Genomic DNA, 15,598 nt, shown 5'->3' with positions numbered 1-15,598 from the left:
TCGGCACACGATGACCGACTGCCAGCTCTATCTCGTCACCCCTCCCGCGCTCGATCCGGCCGCCTTCGCGGCCGACCTGGCCCGTGCCCTGGATGCCGGCCCGGTCGCCGCCGTGCAGTTGCGGCTGAAGGACGCGTCGGACGATGCGATCCTGCGCGCCATCGACAGCCTGCGCCCCGTGGCGCAGGAGCGCGACGTCGCCTTCATCCTGAACGACCGCCCCGACCTGGCCCGCCGCAGCGGATGCGACGGCGCGCATGTCGGCATGGATGACATGCCGGCCGCCCGCGCCCGCGCCGAACTGGGCGATACCCTGCAATTGGGGGTATCGTGCTACGACAGCCGCGACATGGCGATGCGCGCCGGCGAGGACGGGGCGGATTACGTTGCCTTCGGCGCGTTCTTCCCCTCATCCTCGAAGGACACCGATGTCCGGGCCGATATCGACCTGCTGTCGTGGTGGACGACGATGATGGAACTGCCGGTCGTGGCGATCGGGGGCATCAATGCGGACAATTGCGGCCCGCTGGTCCGGGCGGGTGCGGATTTCCTGGCGGTGATCGGCGCGGTCTGGTCACATCCCGAAGGTCCGGCGGCCGGCGTGCGCGCCATGAATGCCGCCATCGCCGCCGCCTGACCCGACCGGCAGCGCGCGTACCGGCCTATTTCGTCCCACATGGCTGATCTGCCTGCCCGGCCGCGGCACCATAGAGCGACATGCCGATCGCATGATTGCGGGCAAAGCCCTTCCACAGGGTGACACCAGCACCTCCCGGGCTGGGGGCGTCATAAGGCGTGCCGGGGGGCGCGTTCCATGTTCCGTCATTGGACCGCACGAGCGCGGGATGGAGATAGGCATCGCGGTCGACATCGCCCTTTACATAGCGATCCAGAAAAGCCGTGATGAAATGAAGCTGGATCGGCAGCAGCCTGTCGCGGCGCCATACCGGATCTTCGAACCAGTCGTAATTCCATAGCGACCCGCGCATATCCGCCGGCGTCGGCCCCAGCCCGATGCCATGGCCGGCATTGGCGAAGACCAGCATGATACGGTCGGTCCCGCGCGTCTGCTCGAAAATGCGCGCCACGCTGCCGCAATAACCGACCGTGCGATCCTGGTCGCCCACGCTGAGGAACAGGGGGGCCTTCACGCCTTCCAGCCCGTTCGTACCCCATACGTTCATGACCGGCGCCTCGCCGGCCGGCGAAATCGCCACGATCGCGCGTAGGTTGGCGATTGTGGCGCTGCCATCCTGAAACGATGCCAGCGCGCCCGGCGGCGTCATCTTCAGCGCCAGTCCCTCCGGCGCCAGCCGTGCGCCACCCGCCGTGAGCACGCCATAGCCCCCCATGGAATAGCCCAACAGCGCCACGCGCCGGGTGTCGGCGCCGTCCAGCCCCCCCTGTGCCGCGCGCGCCCGCAGCGCACGCGCGGCAAATGCGATGTCCAGCGGTCGGTAGAGCAGCAGCTGCCCGATCTTCGACAGGTCGGTGATCGGCGGATCGTCATGATCGATCGCGGCCACGACATAGCCGCGTGCCGCCAGCCCTTCCCCCAGCCAGCTCATCGCGGCGGGCACGTTGCTGTAGCCATGCGAGAGAATGACCAGGGGCCACATGCCCCTGGCGGGCGCGGCGTTGGCGATCGCGTCGCCCGCGATGGAAAAGCGTGCCGGCGGCGCGGGCGGCATCGACGGCAGCGCCCCACGATAGACCGCACGGTGCCCACGGGCATCGGGCGCCGCCGGATACCAGAGCGTGACCGCCAGCGTCCGACTGCGTGCCATGCCACCGGGCAGCGGCGTCTCGCCCTTTGGGGGCACGAGGGTCAGCGTACGCACCCCGGCCTGGTACGGGGCCGTGCGTGCCAGTTCGGGCGTGTCCGGGGCGGCGGCGACGGCGCCCCCCAGGTGGCAGAGCACCAGAAGGCAGGACGCCAGAAGGACGGACAGGACCTGGCCTGCGACTTTCTTCATCTGGCGATCTCCCGCAGCAGATCCCCCAGGCCGTCCAGCAGAAAATCGAACGATTCCCGATCTGCAAAATGTCCGTCGCGATATTTCGCATCCGCGAACGCCACCGCGATCTGCGGGCGGCGCACGATCCGCGCGGCATTGGCGGCCAGCGTCTCGTTCAGTTGCGCGTGCGCCCGCACCCCGCCCGTGGACGCGGGCGAGGCGGTGAACGTCAGGACCGGCTTGTCCTTCAGCGCCGAGTGGCCATAGGGGCGCGACACCCAGTCGAGCGCGTTTTTCAAGACGCCCGGCATGCCATGATTATATTCCGGAGAACCGATGACGAGCCCGTCCGCCGCGATGATCGCGTGCCGCAGCGCGGCGACCGCCGGCGGAGGCCGGTCCTGGTCCAGATCCTGATTATAGAGCGGCAGGGCATCAAGCGGGGCGATACGCAGGTCGACCTGCACGCGCGCCGCTTCCGCCAGGGCGTCGAGAATGCCGCGCGTAACGGACCCCTGGCGCAGGCTGCCCGCGATCCCCAGCAGAACCGGGCGGTTCATCGTGCCTGCTCCCGCGTCCGCCGGTCGGCCGCCTTGAGCACGGCCGAAGTGGAATAGCGCCCGTCGTGGCTCCATCCCGGCGCGCCCAGCAGATAGCCGAGCCTCTGGCGCAGGGACAGGCCGCGTTGCCGCAGGTCGGCCAGCAAGGCGACATATTCGTGAAAGGCGATGCGCAGCGGATTGAAGGTGCCGATGTTATGGACCAGCCCGTAGCGCACGGGTTCCTCCGCTGCTTCGGGCACGAAGGACCCGAACATACGGTCCCAGATCATCAGCACGCCCGCATAGTTGGCGTCGAGATAGCGCGGATTGCGTCCATGATGGACGCGATGGTGGGACGGCGTGTTGAACAGATATTCGAACCAGCGCGGCAGGCGTGCGATCGTTTCGGTATGCACCCAGAACTGATAGATCAGGTTGACGGAGGCCGCGAACGCGATCAGGGCAGGATGGAAACCCAGCGCGGCCAGAGGGATATTCATCAGCGCCGTACCTGTGATGCCGGTGGTCCAGCTCTGGCGGAAGGCGACCGAAAGATTGTAGTGCCGGCTGGAGTGATGAACCACATGTGCCGCCCAGAACCAGCGCGAGCAGTGGCTGAGCCGGTGGAACCAGTAATAGCGCAGGTCGTCGAGCACGAAGCAGAGCAGGAATGACCACCATGTGGTCGGCACATCCGCCACCCGGTGGTGCCAGGCGAACATGACGCCGCCCATGAACAGGCCGCCGATCAGCCCCACCATGAGAATACTGCCGGCGCTGACGGCAAGGTTGGAGAGCGTATCGCGGATCTCGTAATCGGCACGCACGCGGGAACGCACCGCAAGCCCCATCTCGAGCATCATGAACAGGATGAAAAACGGTGCCGCCAATAGGGTCGGATCAGGCAGGGAGGAGGGAGACATCATCAGCATTCCTCTTGGAAACGATCGGGCGTGGTTGTCTGTGCGATCCGCTCGCACCATCGGCGCCGCACCGCCGCGTCGCACAGGACGAGGCGGGCTGACGGCCAGGCGAAATCCCGAAAACGCAGGACGAGCGCCTCGCCCGCTATCCGCGTCGCGCACTGCGCCACGCTGTCCAGCCGCCGGACGCGCCAGTGCCGACCGGCGCCCGCGACAAGCCCGACCGCGCCATCGGCCAGCCAGATCAGCCCGGCGCGACCGTCATCCGCCAACACGCTGTCGCATGGCCTGGCATCGGGATATTCCGCATGAAAGACCGCCAGCAGCGCGGGCGGATCGGGCATCGCATCCGGCGGGGGCGCGCGCAGGAGGAAAAACAGGCCCGCGCACGCCAGAATGACCGCAAGATTGACCGCCAGAACGAACAAGACCGCATTCATCGCATGTCCCTTTCGCGGAAAATCCTATTTCATTTTTTTATCGGAATAGATGAAAGTCAGGACCCAATGGCGGAAGGAGGGTCGAGAATGGATTTCCGGCGCCTGCGGCATTTCGAGACTCTCTACAGGCTGAAATCATTCCGCCTGGCGGCCGACGAACTGTCCCTGACCCACAGCGCCCTCAGCAAAAGCCTGAGAAAACTGGAAGAGGAGCTCGATCTCACGCTGTTCGACCGGACTACGCGCTCGGTCGTACCCACACGCGCCGCCGACCAGCTGGCCGGGCAGATCGTCCGCATGATTCACGAGGCCGACCTGCTGACGCGCGAGGCCAGGATGCTGCGCGGGGCGTCGATGGGCGCACTGGTCGTGGGCGCCGAGCCCGTCTCCATGGATACGCTGGTGCCGCGTGCGCTCGCCACCCTTGCCGCCGGGCTGCATGGCAGCGCGCACGAAGGAGTGCGCCCGACCGTCCAGGTCGGCGACGAACGCGGCCTCGTCGACCGGTTGCTTCTGCGCACCATCGATCTTGTCGTGCTGGGCGGGCTCGATTTCAGCGCGATTCCGTTCGAGGATTCGATCACCATCCAGCGCCTGGCGTCCGAGCCCTCCGTCATCCTGACCCGCCGCGATCACCCGCTGATCGCGGGCGCCGCCCCGCCCATGGCCTATATCGACTATCCCTGGGTGCTGCCCGCTTTCCCGGGCAACAATTTCCTGCGCGTGCCCGAACCTTATCGCAGCGAAATGGTACGGCGCGGCTTTCCCACGATCATTCTCGAAAGTTTCGGCGCCTGCCTCGACCTTGTCCGCCGGTCCGACGTGGTGATGGGCGCGCCGCTATCATTCGGGCTCGCGGCACAGGAAGCGGGAGGGATCGACATGGTCACCTTCCCCTTCATCGCCGAAACCGGGTACGCCATCCTCCGCCTCCGGAACAGGTCGCTCAGCCCGGCCGCCCACGCCTTTGCCGAGGCGCTGGCCCAGGCCGCCCGGTCAGCCGCGTCCCATGCGCGCGTGGCGGAATTTCGCGGCCGCCAGCGCGGGACGACACTGTACACGCCATGAGGAACGGCTGCTTTCCGCAGGCGCCCCGGAAAACCAGCCGCGACCAAGGGGGCAGCCGCCGGATGAGACGGACGCCAGGCCCGTCGGCGGCGACAGCACCGATTGCGTCAGGTACAGCACGCCATTGGATTGAGGCACGCCGGTCACCCAGATCCGGTTGACCTGCCCCGCACCGTTGCCCAGGACCAGTTGCCCGCTCGCCGGGTCGATCCAGAGCAGCAGGACCCCGCCATCGATCGTCCGCAGACCCACCCGACGGCCCGGCGCCGCCGCGATCATCCCGCGCAGCGTCGGCTCGGGATAAGCGCCCCGCACGAGGGTATAGGCCAGAGTGCGGCGCAGGACCGGCCCCGCCGGCGGCAGAACCGGCGCGCCGCCGGACAGGCCGCGCGCGAAATTCTCCATCGGGTCGTTGGGCACGGCGAAGACCGTAAACGGCCCCGTCTGCCGCAGCAGGGGCAGCAGGCCCGACCGATCGAGTCCCCGGACATAATCCGCCAGTTCTACGCTGCCCCGCAGGTTTTCCTCCAGCGGGCGGTCGCGATAGACTGGGGTGTCCGGCGCGCCGTAGGCCACGATACTGTCGGGACGGCCGTTGGCCTGCGCCGGGGCGTAGGTCCGTTCCACCGAAACGGTCGGAATGTTCACCGATTCGGTGCTGCCGCGCACCAGCAGCGGATCCTGGACCCGATCCCCGCCGCAGCCCCCCAGCCCCAGGAGAAGCGGAGCCACGAGGATCAGGCCAGGGACGGTCCCCCGTCCCCGTGCCGTTCCGATCCGCTTCCCTTGTCCGGCGCCCCATCCGTCCATGCCCGCTTCCTTCCGTGGCGGGCGGCCGTCAGCGCGGGCGCCCCTGTGTCAGCAGCCGTCGCCGCGCATCGTCCAGGCCGCTACCTTGCCGGTGACGATCTCGAAGGTCGTCTGGCAGCTGCTGGTATAGTAGCTGCCCGGGAATCCTCCGCCCCAGCCGCCGCCCCAGCCGGGACCACCCCAGCCACCCCAGCCACCGCCCCAACCGGGACCGCCCCAGCCGCCACCCCAGCCACCGCCGCCCCAACCCCAGCCCCAGCCCATGGTGCCGGGCGAGTAGTTGGTCTGGTTATCGATGTAGGCGAGGAAGACATGGCCCTCCGCCTGGTAGGAACGGGTCGGTACGCCGAACGTGCGGATCACATCCACCTCGTCGCGTCCGACCATCGAGTTGAGCAGCCTCTTCTGCTGAGGTGACGGAACCTCGCACGCCGTCAGGGCGAGCAGGGCGGCCAATGGCAAGATCGACGCGTATTTCATGACTGCGATACCGAACGTAGGAGAGAAAGATTGCAACGGCGTTAAGCTGACATAACCTGCCTTGAGGCGGCGTGGACGGGAAGATTACAAAAGATTCACCCCATCCACAAAATGTCGCCTATCCGTAACGTACCGGCAGCCATCATGACCAGACGGTCGAAACCCAGCGCGATGCCCGCGCAGGCCGGCAGGTCGTCCAGGGCCGACAGCAGCGCCTCGTCCATCGGCCATTCCCTGTCTGGATCGGCACCGTACAGCGTCGCGCGCCGGGCCCGGTCGGCCTCGAACCGCCGCCGCTGCTCCACCGGGTCGGTCAGTTCCTCGAACGCGTTCGCCAGTTCCATCCCCCCGGCATAGAGTTCGAATCGCAAGGCGACGCGCGGATCGGACGGATCACGCCGCGCCAGGGCCGCCTGGCTGGCGGGCCAGTGGGTCAGGAAGGTCGGCCGGTCGCGGCCGATCGCGGGTTCCACCCGTTCCATCAGCAGGCGGAAGAACAGGTCTTCCCACTCCTCCCCCTCGCGCAGCGCGCATCCGGCGGCATGAGCCAGGGCCTGGGCATCGCCTTCGGTCGGCAGCAGGTCGAGCCCGGCATGGCGGGCGAACGCCTCGGCCATCGTCAGGCGTTCGAACGGTCCGTCGATCCGGATGTCCCGGCCTGCGCGCTGTACGACCGGTGGCAGGACGGCGCGCAGCAGATCCTCGGTCTCGTCCATCAGGGCGGCCAGGTCGGCGCCGGGACGGTACCATTCCAGCATGGTGAATTCAGGGGCATGCAGATTGCTGCCCTCGGCATTGCGCCAGACGCGGGCCAACTGGAACACCGGCAGGCCCGTCGCCGCGACGATGCGCTTCATCGCGAATTCGGGGCTGGTCTGCAGGAACAGCGCCTGCCGCGTCCCGTCGGGATGTTCGCGCTCGGTCCGGAAGACCTGCAGATGCACCTCCTCGCCCGGCGAGGGCACGGCGCAGGGGGTTTCGACTTCCAGATAGCCGCGCGCATCGAAGAACGCCCGCACCCCCCGCGCCACCAGCGCGCGGCGCCGCAGCAGCGCCAGACGCTCGGCGATCCGATCGGGATCGCGGGGGCGGCCGGGTCGGCCAGGGCGGATCCTGTCGGTCATGCGCGACTCCTGTTGCAGGACGAAAACCGGCAGAGTAGAGCCAGCCGATGACACGATCGGTCAACCTTCCCCAGATTGTTTCCGACAGGGTTCCCGCCAGCACGCGGCGGACGCTGCGCCGCGTGCCCGACCTGCTGGACGCCGGCCTGGCCCCGCCGGACGCCGCCCCGGCGCTGGAGGAGGTGGCCCGGCGCTACGCCACCGCGATCCCCCCCGCCTTCCATGACCTGATCCAGGCCTCCGACGACCCGATCGGCCTGCAGGTCATCCCCGACGCCTCGGAATTGCTGACCGCGCCGCACGAACTTGCCGATCCGATCGGCGACGACGCGCTGTCGCCCGTGCCGGGCATCGTGCACCGTTATGCCGACCGCGCGCTGCTCAAGCCCCTGCTGATCTGCCCGCTTTACTGCCGGTTCTGCTTCCGGCGCGAACATGTCGGTCCCGACGGCGGGGTGCTGGACGACGACGCCCTGGCCCGCGCTCTGGACTGGCTGCGCGCCCACGACGCGATCCGCGAGGTCATCCTGACCGGGGGCGACCCGCTGATGCTCTCGCCCCGGCGGCTGGGCGGGATCGTGCGGGCGCTGGGCGACATGCCCCACGTCACCACCATCCGCGTGCACAGCCGCGTGCCGGTCGCCGATCCGGACCGGATCACCGACGAACTGGCCGACGCGCTGGAGACCGACCGTGCGATGTGGCTGGTCGTCCACGCCAACCATGCGCGCGAATTCACCCCCGCCGCCCGCGCATCCCTGCGCCGGATCCAGGCCAGGGCGATCCCGGTCCTGGGCCAGTCCGTGCTGCTGCGGGGCGTCAATGACAGCACCGAGGCGCTGGAAGGCCTGTTCCGCGCCATGGTCGAGGCCCGGGTCAAGCCGTACTATCTTCATCAGCTGGACCCGGCGCCCGGCACCGCGCGTTTCCATGTCCCGATCGCCGAAGGCCAGCGCCTGCTGGCAGGCCTGCGCGGCCGCGTCACCGGTCTGGCATGGCCCACCTACACGCTGGATATCCCCGGCGGCCACGGCAAGGTCCCGCTGGGTCCGGACTATCTGGAGCCAGGCGCGGAGGGGCTGGCGGTCCGCGATCCAGCGGGGGGACTGCACAAACTGGACGCTGAATCGGCCCCCAACCTTGCCCTCGGCGCGCGAGAGGGTTAGAAGCCCGCCTTTCATCCCCACACGTCAGACAGGGCCCCCCATGAAACAGCAGGCGAACCTGATCCGTGCCGGACAGGTCATCGAGCATGACGGCCGTCGCTGGACAGTCCTGAAGCAGCAGATCATCACCCCCGGCAAAGGCGGCGCCTTCATCCAGGTGGAGATGCGCGACCTGAAGACCGGCAACAAGACGAACGAACGGTGGCGCACCGCCGACACCGTCGAGCGCCTGCTGACCGAGGAGCGGGAATATACCTACTCCTACATGGACGGTGACAATATCGTCCTGATGGATCCCGAGACGTTCGAGCAGACCCTGCTGCCGCTGGAACTGCTGGGCGACCAGGCCCCGTTCCTGCAGGACAACATGACGCTGGTCATCAACCTGGTCGAAGGCGACCCGGTCGGCGTGCAGCTGCCCGCCCAGGTCACGCTGGAAGTGGTCGAGGCCGATCCGGTCGTGAAGGGCCAGACGGCCAGTTCGTCCTACAAGCCCGCCAAGCTGTCCAACGGCGTGAAGACCATGGTGCCGCCGTTCATCGAGGCAGGCGAGCGCATCGTCGTCCGCACCGAGGATTCCACCTACGTGGAACGCGCGAAGGGCTGAGGCCCGGACGCGGGCGGGGGGCGACGGGATCGTTCCAACCGCCCGCCTGATGCTTTAGACCTTCTGGGGCCGGCGCGGCGGTTCATCCGGCCACGCCAGCGATTTTCCGCCTCCCTTCCCCCTTTCCTCCCAGACGAACCAGACAGGACCGACCGACGTGGCCATGCGACTCTCTCCCCACATGACGGTGATGCAGAACGCGGCCCACAAGGCCGCACGTCGCCTGCTGCGCGATTTCAGCGAGGTCGAGCAGCTTCAGGTCAGCATCAAGGGGCCGGGCGACTTCGTGTCCCAGGCGGACCTGCGCGCCGAGTCGGCGATCCGCGAGGAACTGGTCCGCGCCCGCCCCGGCTATGGCTTCCTGATGGAGGAAAGCGGCGAGTCGGGTGGCGACAACTGGACCTGGCGCTGGATCGTCGATCCGCTGGACGGCACCACCAACTTCCTGCACGGCATTCCCCACTGGGCGATTTCCATCGGCCTGCAGCGCCGCCTGCCCGACGGCAGCGTCGAACTGGTGGCCGGCCTGGTCTACAACCCCGCCGCGAACGAGATGTTCTGGGCCGAGAAGGGCGTAGGCGCGTTCCTGAACGATCGTCGGATCCGCGTGTCCGCCCGGCGCGACATGCTGGAAGCGCTGTTCGCCACCGGCATTCCCTTCGCCAAGATCCCGGCGCAACGCCGCCTGCCGTTCGCGCGGACCCTGGGGGCGCTGATGCCGCAGGTCGCGGGCGTCCGCCGCTTCGGCGCCGCGGCGCTGGACCTGGCCTGGGTGGCCGCCGGGCGGTACGAGGGATTCTGGGAACTGGGCCTGAAGCCCTGGGATTGCGCGGCCGGTCTGCTGCTGGTGCGCGAAGCCGGCGGCTACGCGACCGATCCCGACGGCGCGGACCTGGACGATCTGGGTGACGTCGTCAACGTCGTGGCCGGGAACAGCCACCTGCACGCCCCGCTGCGCGAACTGGTGGCGGACAGCCTGACCACCCGTCCCTGAAAGGCGGGTTTGAACCGGGCCCGGCTGGCGATCCGACGGGCGTTTCCTGTGTTTCGGTGCTTCCGGCCATGAAGACCGCTCCATTGCTTGGAAACCCACGCCTGGCGTCATCCATCAGAGCCCTGTTCAAACCAACCTTGGCGGCTCGGGCCTCCGGCCGCGAATCAGCGGATCGATGTCGGACCGATATTTTAGGGAATTCCTCGCGCGTTCAGGTCTTCGACCCGGGCGCGATCTGCTTTAGGCTGCGCCGGCCATGTCCGATCCCTTTCCTTCCGCACGTCCCCGCATTTCGCGCCTTGTCCCGACCTGCCTGCTCGTCGCCCTGACCGGGACGCTGGCGGGGGCGCCTGCCGGAAGCCCGGCCCGGGCGCAGGTCGTCACCAACGACAGCGCCCTGTCCGGCCTAGGCCCTGCCCCGGCCGCCCATCCGGCAACGTCCCATCCTGCGACGGGCCATCCGGCGCCTGCCTCCCGGTCGCACGGGCCGCGCGCGCCGCAGGCCCATGCCGGCGCGACCGTCCCCGCCAGCAGCACGCCGGCCCCGACCACCCCCGCGCATCCGCCGCCGGCCCCCACCATTCCGGCAGCCCCGCCCCCGCCGCCCATCATCCGCCCGCCCGAAGTGAACGTGCCCCTGCATCCGTCGCCGCCCCCGCCGGACACACCGGTCGTTCCCACCGCGCAGGGCACGGTTCTGGACCTGCCGGGCGGCACGCGCCTGACCTTCGCCCCCGGCAGCGCCGACATGAACGCGGCGATGATCGACCGGGTGAAGACCTTTGCGGGCGCCCTGCTGGCCTCGCCCGACGCGCGGGGTGAAATCGACGCCTATGCCTCGGGCACCCAGGACGACGCCTCGACGCCGCGACGGGTCTCGCTGTCGCGCGGGCTCGCGATCCGGTCGATCCTGATCCATGCCGGCGTCGCCTCGACCCGCATCTATGTCCGGGCCATCGGCCTGTCCGGATCGCCGCAGGATGGAACGGATCCGGATCATGTTGACGTGACCCTCTCGAATGTGATCGCCTCTGCCCCTTCCGCCCCTACGGAGCCCCGGCCCAAACCGTGACCCACCCCACGACCTATATCCTGCGCATTGTCCTGTTCCTGGCCGCCGTCCTGCTGGTCGCCGCGACATTGTGGCGGACGCTTTATTCCGCCTTCTTCAACAACCCGGTCCTCGATGGCCTGATCCTCGGCATCCTCGCGTTCGGAATCGCGTGGAACGTCATGATGGTCCTGCGCCTGATCCCCGAGGTCCGGTGGGTCGAGACGCTGCGCCAGCCGCGAGCCGGGCTGGCCCCGCCCACGCCGCCGAAGCTGCTGGCGCCGATGGCCTCGATGCTGGCCACGCGCAACCGCACCGATCGCCTGGTGCTGTCCACGCCGGCAATGCAGTCGATGCTGGACAGCCTGTCGTCGCGCCTGGACGAAGGGCGCGAGCTGTCCCGCTACATGACCGGGCTTCTGATCTTCCTCGGCCTGCTGGGGACGTTCTACGGCCTGCTGCTGACCGTGGGGTCGATCGCCGACGTGATCGGCGGCCTGTCCGTCGGTTCGGCCGACCTCAATGTCATGTTCGACCAGCTCAAGACGGGCCTTGCGCAGCCGCTGCATGGCATGGGCACCGCATTCTCTGGCTCGATGTTCGGTCTGGCCGGGGCGCTGGTTCTGGGCTTCCTGGACCTGACGGCCGGCCAGGCGCAGAACCGCTTCTTCAACGAGCTGGAGGAATGGCTGGCCGGCCTAACCCGTATCTCGCCGGGCCTGGCCGGCGCCGACGGCGCGGAGGCCGGCGTGCCGGCCTATGTCCAGGCGCTGCTGGAACAGACGGCCGAGAACCTGGAAAAGCTGCAGAACCTGATCGCCCGCGGCGAGGACGGCCGTATCCAGCAACAGGCCCTGCTGGGCAGCCTGAACGAGCGGATCGGGACGATGACCGACACGATGCGTGCCAGCCATGCCCTGATGCAGCGCATGGCCGACGAATCCGCCCAGGGCCATCTTCGCGGGATCGAAATGCTGCTGACCCGCGTGCTGTCGGACATGGAACAGGGCCGGAACCAGATTTCGACCGATATCCGCAACGATTTGCGGCTGCTGGCGCGGACCGTCGCCGCATCTTCGCCCGCCGGGGCGCGCGGCACGCCCTGACGGCAGCCGGCTGCCCCGTAGCTGCCGCAGGCTCGGGGCTTCCAGATTTGTGTTTTGACGATCATCCTTGTCCGATGAGGTGGCCCCCTCTCGTCGGATGACGATCCAACGGACGGGACCGACACCCATGGCACGCCGCCGCCGCCAGACCCATGCAGGGCTCGACGCCTGGCCGGGATATGTGGACGCCCTGTCCACCCTGCTGATGGTCATCATCTTCGTGCTGCTGGTTTTCGTGCTGGGGCAGGCCTTCCTGTCCGTGGCCCTGAACAAGCGGCAACGCGCGATGGAACAACTGGCCCAGCAGGTCGCCCAGTTGAACGACATGCTGTCGCTGGAACGCGGCCATGCCCACGCGCTGGAACTCTCGGTCGCCTCGCTGCGCGCCGCGCATGAGAAGGACGAGGCGATGGAAACGTCGCTGACTGCCCAGGTGGCGCAGAGCACGGCGGAACGCGACAACCAGACCAGGCTGGCTCAGGCCAGCCAGCAGCAGGTCGCGGACCTGGGATCGCAGCTGGAACAGATCCGCCAGCAGCTCTCGGCCGCGATGGCGGCGCTGGAAATCTCGCAGACCGAAATCCAGGACCGGCAGCGCAAGATCGACGATCTGGGGCTGAAGCTGAACGTGGCGCTGGCTGACAAGGTCGAGCAGTTGCAACGCTACCGCTCGGAATTCTTCGGCCGCCTGCGCGACATCCTTAAGAACCAGGAAGGCGTGCAGGTCGTCGGCGACCGCTTCGTGTTCCAGAGCGAGGTCCTGTTCCCGCCCGGTAGCGCCGACCTCTCCCCCAAGGGCGTGGCCGAGATCCGTACTCTGGCCCGCACCTTCCATCAGGTCTCGGCACAGATCCCGGCTTCGATCCCCTGGATCATGCGCGTAGACGGCCACGCCGACCGCCAGCCGATCCACAGCGCCTTCGCCAGCAACTGGGAACTGTCGTCCGCCCGCGCGATCACCGTGGTCAAGCTGCTGATCGCCGAAGGCATCAGCCCGCACCACCTGGCCGCCACCGGCTTCGCCGACTTCCAGCCGCTGGACGCCGGCAGCAGCCAGGCCGCCTTCGCCCGCAACCGCCGGATCGAATTCCGCCTGACCGACCGGTAGCATCCCCCCGGAAACCGATCCGTCGATCCATGGTCGGGGGATCGGGGTTCAGGGCCTCAGGCCCTGGTGGGTTCGGGCAAAAGCCCGAACTGCCTCCCGGAGGCTGCCGCAAATTTTTCCTTGAGACCCGACGTGCCGGTCAAGATCAGAGCATCTTGTGGGCCGTGCACCGAAGCGCAGGACAACTGCCCCGGATCGCCGGCAGACCGCGTCCCAATGCAAATTTCAGGTGGGTTGGCCGAAGGCCTTCAGTCTCAGCCGCTCGGCCTGCCGGCGTCCATCGGCCGCCATCGGGTCCAGCGCCAGGACGCGCTGCCAGGCCTGGTAGGCGGCCTTCCAGTCCCCACGCTGTTCCTCGACGCTCGACAGGATCTGCCATGCGACCGCGTCGCTGTCGTCGCGATGCAGGGCCACGCCCAGATCGGCCACCGCGCCGTCCAGGTCCTGTGCCGCGAGACGCGCCTGCGCGCGATCGCGCCACAGGATTCCGACCTCCGGCTGCAATACCAGCGCGTCATCCAGGTCCGCAACCGCGTCCAGGGACTTGCGGTCGGCCAGGTCGGCCTGCGCCCGGCGCAGCAGCAGGCGCGTCGTGGGCGACAGGGGATGCTGGCGCATCTGCTCGATCCGCGCCTCCAGGTCGGCAGCTGCGGGGCGCGAGGAGGCATGCGCCAGCTGGGCGGTCAACATCTGGATGTTCGGCGCCCCGGGGGGGCCGGAACCCGCCGGGGTGGACGGCCGGGACGGCGGGCTGGCCACCGGTGGCGGGGCAGCCGGGGCCGGTGCGCCGAAGGCGGGAGCGCAGATGCCCAGCGACAGGGCCGCCATCAGCGTGTAGAAACACGAAAACCCGCATCCCCGTCCGGAAATCCGGACAGCGAAGCGGGCACGTGCGTCATGCATGGAAGACCGTACGGCCGGGGCCGTCCGGACGATCAGCCCTGGCGGGCCTTCATCCGGGGGTTCTTCTTGTTGATGACATAGACCTTGCCGTGACGACGGACCACACGGCAGTCCTTGTCACGAACCTTGGCCGACTTCAGGCTGTTTCTGATCTTCATGATCCGACCCTCATCTGGCGGCAGGACACCGCAAAGACGGGCCGAATACCGGCCCCGCGCGACAGAGTCAACCGCACCGGACCCGGAACCACCGGTTTTCGGGGAACAAACGCGCGGTTTTTCAGTCCGCTGGGGGCGCCGTGACCGACGGGGGGCGAATATGCGGGGCCAACAGGCGGAAATCTGCGGCCCGGGGCGAGCGTGGACGCCACGCCAGGCCGATCGTGCGCCAGGCCTGGCATCCCGTCACCGGCCGGACCACGACCGGCAGGTCGCGCAGGATTCCCGATTCGACCGCCAGGCGCGGCAACAACGCAAGCCCCAGCCCGTCGGCCACCATGTCCACAAGGGTATAGAGCGAGGTCACCACGAACTCCTCCTCGCTGTCGGGCGTGCTCCAGCCGCGTTCCTGGCGACACACCGCCAGCGTCTGGTCACGCAGGCAATGCCCGTCTTCCAGCAGGATCATGCGTTCCGTGCCGATCCGTTCGACGGAAATCGCTTCCAGAGCCGCCAGCGGGTGGCGGGCCGGCAGGACCAGCATGAAATCGTCCCGCCACAGCGGCAGCGTCTCCGTCCCCTCGCAGGCGCAAGGCATGGCCAGCAGGACCAGGTCCAGCCGTCCCAGCACCAGCTTGTCCATCACGTTGCCGGTCAGATCCTCGTTCACCGACAGGCGGATATGGGGAAACTGCGCGTGCAGGCGCGACACCAGGCCGGGAAGCACGAAGGGACCGATGGTGGGGATGACCCCGATCCGCAACAGGCCCGTCATAGGCGCGCGCGACGCATCGGCGACGGCCTGCACCGTCTGCAGCGCGTCCAGGGCGTGGCGGGCCCGCGCCGCGACCTCGTCCCCGATCGGGGTGAAGACCACGCGCTTGCCGACCTTGCGGTCCAGCAGTTGGATGTCCAGTTGCCGTTCCAGCGCCAGGATCCCGGCCGAGAGCGTCGATTGCGTGACCGCGCAGGCCTGTGCGGCCCGGCCGAAATGGCGCAGGTCGGCCAGGGCGATCAGATAGCGCAACTGCTGCGCGGATGGCAGGGGCGTCATCGAATCTTTCGATCATCCGGATATAAATTATTCATTGGCATGATATCGGCATCAGCGCCATAAAATATGCGCCGAGGCCCGAGCGCACCTGCGGCGCCGCGCCATG

At 68.3% G+C, this 15,598-nt stretch carries 18 protein-coding genes; 8 read left to right on the top strand and 10 right to left on the bottom strand.

Annotation, left to right across the window (positions count from 1 at the left end):
• Positions 1-10 precede the first annotated feature (10 nt).
• The gene (gene thiE / locus HLH28_RS13940; RefSeq protein WP_182960242.1) at positions 11-637 is read left to right on the top strand and encodes a thiamine phosphate synthase; all 627 of its coding nucleotides are present in this window, start codon (positions 11-13) and stop codon (positions 635-637) included.
• 25 nt (positions 638-662) lie between these two features.
• Here thiE and HLH28_RS13935 read toward each other — a convergent pair whose 3' ends face one another.
• The 4 genes from HLH28_RS13935 to HLH28_RS13920 are packed head-to-tail and all read right to left on the bottom strand — an operon-like array spanning position 663 to position 3,863.
• Positions 663-1,976 (bottom strand): alpha/beta hydrolase family protein, encoded by a 1,314-nt coding sequence (locus HLH28_RS13935; RefSeq protein WP_182960240.1) that lies wholly within the window; start codon positions 1,974-1,976, stop codon positions 663-665.
• A complete protein-coding gene (locus HLH28_RS13930) occupies positions 1,973-2,518 on the bottom strand; it encodes an NADPH-dependent FMN reductase (RefSeq protein ID WP_182960238.1) in 546 nt (181 codons plus the stop codon). Before HLH28_RS13930 ends, HLH28_RS13935 begins: the two co-directional genes overlap by 4 nt.
• On the bottom strand, positions 2,515-3,426 hold the full coding sequence (locus tag HLH28_RS13925) for a sterol desaturase family protein (protein WP_220790100.1): 912 nt from the start codon (positions 3,424-3,426) through the stop codon (positions 2,515-2,517). Before HLH28_RS13925 ends, HLH28_RS13930 begins: the two co-directional genes overlap by 4 nt.
• Positions 3,426-3,863: a hypothetical protein gene (locus HLH28_RS13920; RefSeq protein ID WP_182960236.1), complete on the bottom strand. Its 438-nt coding sequence runs from the start codon at positions 3,861-3,863 to the stop codon at positions 3,426-3,428. The genes HLH28_RS13925 and HLH28_RS13920 overlap by 1 nt, the downstream gene beginning before the upstream one ends.
• Positions 3,864-3,950: 87 nt before the next feature.
• Here HLH28_RS13920 and HLH28_RS13915 point away from each other — a divergent pair, with 87 nt between their 5' ends.
• A complete protein-coding gene (locus HLH28_RS13915; RefSeq protein ID WP_182960234.1) occupies positions 3,951-4,931 on the top strand; it encodes a LysR family transcriptional regulator in 981 nt (326 codons plus the stop codon).
• On the opposite strand, the gene HLH28_RS13910 is transcribed toward HLH28_RS13915, so the two are convergent.
• From HLH28_RS13910 to epmA, 3 genes are all read right to left on the bottom strand, one after another.
• Positions 4,860-5,741 carry a fasciclin domain-containing protein gene (locus HLH28_RS13910; protein WP_182960232.1) on the bottom strand — a complete coding sequence of 294 codons (882 nt, stop codon included), beginning with the start codon at positions 5,739-5,741 and terminating at the stop codon, positions 4,860-4,862. The two genes, HLH28_RS13915 and HLH28_RS13910, sit on opposite strands and share 72 nt — an antisense overlap.
• Positions 5,742-5,789: 48 nt before the next feature.
• Positions 5,790-6,221, bottom strand: coding sequence for a hypothetical protein (locus HLH28_RS13905; protein WP_182960347.1), 432 nt, complete (start codon positions 6,219-6,221; stop codon positions 5,790-5,792).
• A gap of 95 nt (positions 6,222-6,316) precedes the next feature.
• Positions 6,317-7,345 (bottom strand): EF-P lysine aminoacylase EpmA, encoded by a 1,029-nt coding sequence (gene epmA, locus HLH28_RS13900; RefSeq protein WP_182960230.1) that lies wholly within the window; start codon positions 7,343-7,345, stop codon positions 6,317-6,319.
• Positions 7,346-7,392: 47 nt separating this feature from the next.
• On the opposite strand from epmA, the gene HLH28_RS13895 reads away from it, so the two are divergent.
• The 6 genes from HLH28_RS13895 to HLH28_RS13870 all read left to right on the top strand — a co-directional run bounded on the left by HLH28_RS13895 (position 7,393) and on the right by HLH28_RS13870 (position 13,377).
• Positions 7,393-8,511, top strand: coding sequence for a lysine-2,3-aminomutase-like protein (locus HLH28_RS13895; protein ID WP_182960228.1), 1,119 nt, complete (start codon positions 7,393-7,395; stop codon positions 8,509-8,511).
• Between the two features lie 40 nt (positions 8,512-8,551).
• The gene (gene efp / locus HLH28_RS13890; protein WP_182943617.1) at positions 8,552-9,118 is read left to right on the top strand and encodes an elongation factor P; all 567 of its coding nucleotides are present in this window, start codon (positions 8,552-8,554) and stop codon (positions 9,116-9,118) included.
• 163 nt (positions 9,119-9,281) lie between these two features.
• Positions 9,282-10,112, top strand: a complete 831-nt coding sequence (locus HLH28_RS13885) for an inositol monophosphatase family protein (protein WP_182960226.1) — start codon at positions 9,282-9,284, stop codon at positions 10,110-10,112.
• Positions 10,113-10,368: 256 nt separating this feature from the next.
• Complete coding sequence (locus HLH28_RS13880; protein ID WP_182960223.1) at positions 10,369-11,184, top strand: OmpA family protein; 816 nt, start codon at positions 10,369-10,371, stop codon at positions 11,182-11,184.
• On the top strand, positions 11,181-12,269 hold the full coding sequence (locus HLH28_RS13875; RefSeq protein WP_182960221.1) for a flagellar motor protein MotA: 1,089 nt from the start codon (positions 11,181-11,183) through the stop codon (positions 12,267-12,269). Before HLH28_RS13880 ends, HLH28_RS13875 begins: the two co-directional genes overlap by 4 nt.
• A 127-nt stretch (positions 12,270-12,396) precedes the next feature.
• Positions 12,397-13,377 carry a peptidoglycan -binding protein gene (locus HLH28_RS13870; RefSeq protein ID WP_182960219.1) on the top strand — a complete coding sequence of 327 codons (981 nt, stop codon included), beginning with the start codon at positions 12,397-12,399 and terminating at the stop codon, positions 13,375-13,377.
• 225 nt (positions 13,378-13,602) lie between these two features.
• On the opposite strand, the gene HLH28_RS13865 is transcribed toward HLH28_RS13870, so the two are convergent.
• The 3 genes from HLH28_RS13865 to HLH28_RS13855 all read right to left on the bottom strand — a co-directional run bounded on the left by HLH28_RS13865 (position 13,603) and on the right by HLH28_RS13855 (position 15,492).
• The gene (locus tag HLH28_RS13865; protein ID WP_246396201.1) at positions 13,603-14,280 is read right to left on the bottom strand and encodes a tetratricopeptide repeat protein; all 678 of its coding nucleotides are present in this window, start codon (positions 14,278-14,280) and stop codon (positions 13,603-13,605) included.
• Between the two features lie 32 nt (positions 14,281-14,312).
• The gene (ykgO, locus tag HLH28_RS13860) at positions 14,313-14,438 is read right to left on the bottom strand and encodes a type B 50S ribosomal protein L36 (RefSeq protein WP_012223099.1); all 126 of its coding nucleotides are present in this window, start codon (positions 14,436-14,438) and stop codon (positions 14,313-14,315) included.
• Between the two features lie 121 nt (positions 14,439-14,559).
• The gene (locus tag HLH28_RS13855) at positions 14,560-15,492 is read right to left on the bottom strand and encodes a hydrogen peroxide-inducible genes activator (RefSeq protein WP_182960217.1); all 933 of its coding nucleotides are present in this window, start codon (positions 15,490-15,492) and stop codon (positions 14,560-14,562) included.
• Between the last annotated feature and the right edge of the window lie 106 nt (positions 15,493-15,598).

It is taken from the genome of Gluconacetobacter tumulisoli, from assembly GCF_014174155.1.
GTDB classification, from domain to species: domain Bacteria; phylum Pseudomonadota; class Alphaproteobacteria; order Acetobacterales; family Acetobacteraceae; genus Gluconacetobacter; species Gluconacetobacter tumulisoli.
The sequence above is the reverse complement of the archived record's forward strand: the minus strand, read 5'-3'. Positions and strand labels throughout refer to the sequence as shown.

What these genes read in the sequence shown, in the direction of transcription:
- HLH28_RS13905 (WP_182960347.1), bottom strand. Translation starts at nt 6,221, where the DNA reads ATGAAATACGCGTCGATCTTGCCATTGGCCGCCCTGCTCGCCCTGACG.
- HLH28_RS13885 (WP_182960226.1), top strand. Translation starts at nt 9,282, where the DNA reads ATGCGACTCTCTCCCCACATGACGGTGATGCAGAACGCGGCCCACAAG.
- HLH28_RS13930 (WP_182960238.1), bottom strand. Translation starts at nt 2,518, where the DNA reads ATGAACCGCCCGGTTCTGCTGGGGATCGCGGGCAGCCTGCGCCAGGGG.
- efp (WP_182943617.1), top strand. Translation starts at nt 8,552, where the DNA reads ATGAAACAGCAGGCGAACCTGATCCGTGCCGGACAGGTCATCGAGCAT.
- HLH28_RS13880 (WP_182960223.1), top strand. Translation starts at nt 10,369, where the DNA reads ATGTCCGATCCCTTTCCTTCCGCACGTCCCCGCATTTCGCGCCTTGTC.
- HLH28_RS13865 (WP_246396201.1), bottom strand. Translation starts at nt 14,280, where the DNA reads ATGCATGACGCACGTGCCCGCTTCGCTGTCCGGATTTCCGGACGGGGA.
- HLH28_RS13920 (WP_182960236.1), bottom strand. Translation starts at nt 3,863, where the DNA reads ATGAATGCGGTCTTGTTCGTTCTGGCGGTCAATCTTGCGGTCATTCTG.
- thiE (WP_182960242.1), top strand. Translation starts at nt 11, where the DNA reads ATGACCGACTGCCAGCTCTATCTCGTCACCCCTCCCGCGCTCGATCCG.
- HLH28_RS13935 (WP_182960240.1), bottom strand. Translation starts at nt 1,976, where the DNA reads ATGAAGAAAGTCGCAGGCCAGGTCCTGTCCGTCCTTCTGGCGTCCTGC.
- HLH28_RS13895 (WP_182960228.1), top strand. Translation starts at nt 7,393, where the DNA reads ATGACACGATCGGTCAACCTTCCCCAGATTGTTTCCGACAGGGTTCCC.
- HLH28_RS13870 (WP_182960219.1), top strand. Translation starts at nt 12,397, where the DNA reads ATGGCACGCCGCCGCCGCCAGACCCATGCAGGGCTCGACGCCTGGCCG.
- ykgO (WP_012223099.1), bottom strand. Translation starts at nt 14,438, where the DNA reads ATGAAGATCAGAAACAGCCTGAAGTCGGCCAAGGTTCGTGACAAGGAC.
- HLH28_RS13915 (WP_182960234.1), top strand. Translation starts at nt 3,951, where the DNA reads ATGGATTTCCGGCGCCTGCGGCATTTCGAGACTCTCTACAGGCTGAAA.
- HLH28_RS13910 (WP_182960232.1), bottom strand. Translation starts at nt 5,741, where the DNA reads ATGGACGGATGGGGCGCCGGACAAGGGAAGCGGATCGGAACGGCACGG.
- HLH28_RS13925 (WP_220790100.1), bottom strand. Translation starts at nt 3,426, where the DNA reads ATGATGTCTCCCTCCTCCCTGCCTGATCCGACCCTATTGGCGGCACCG.
- epmA (WP_182960230.1), bottom strand. Translation starts at nt 7,345, where the DNA reads ATGACCGACAGGATCCGCCCTGGCCGACCCGGCCGCCCCCGCGATCCC.
- HLH28_RS13855 (WP_182960217.1), bottom strand. Translation starts at nt 15,492, where the DNA reads ATGACGCCCCTGCCATCCGCGCAGCAGTTGCGCTATCTGATCGCCCTG.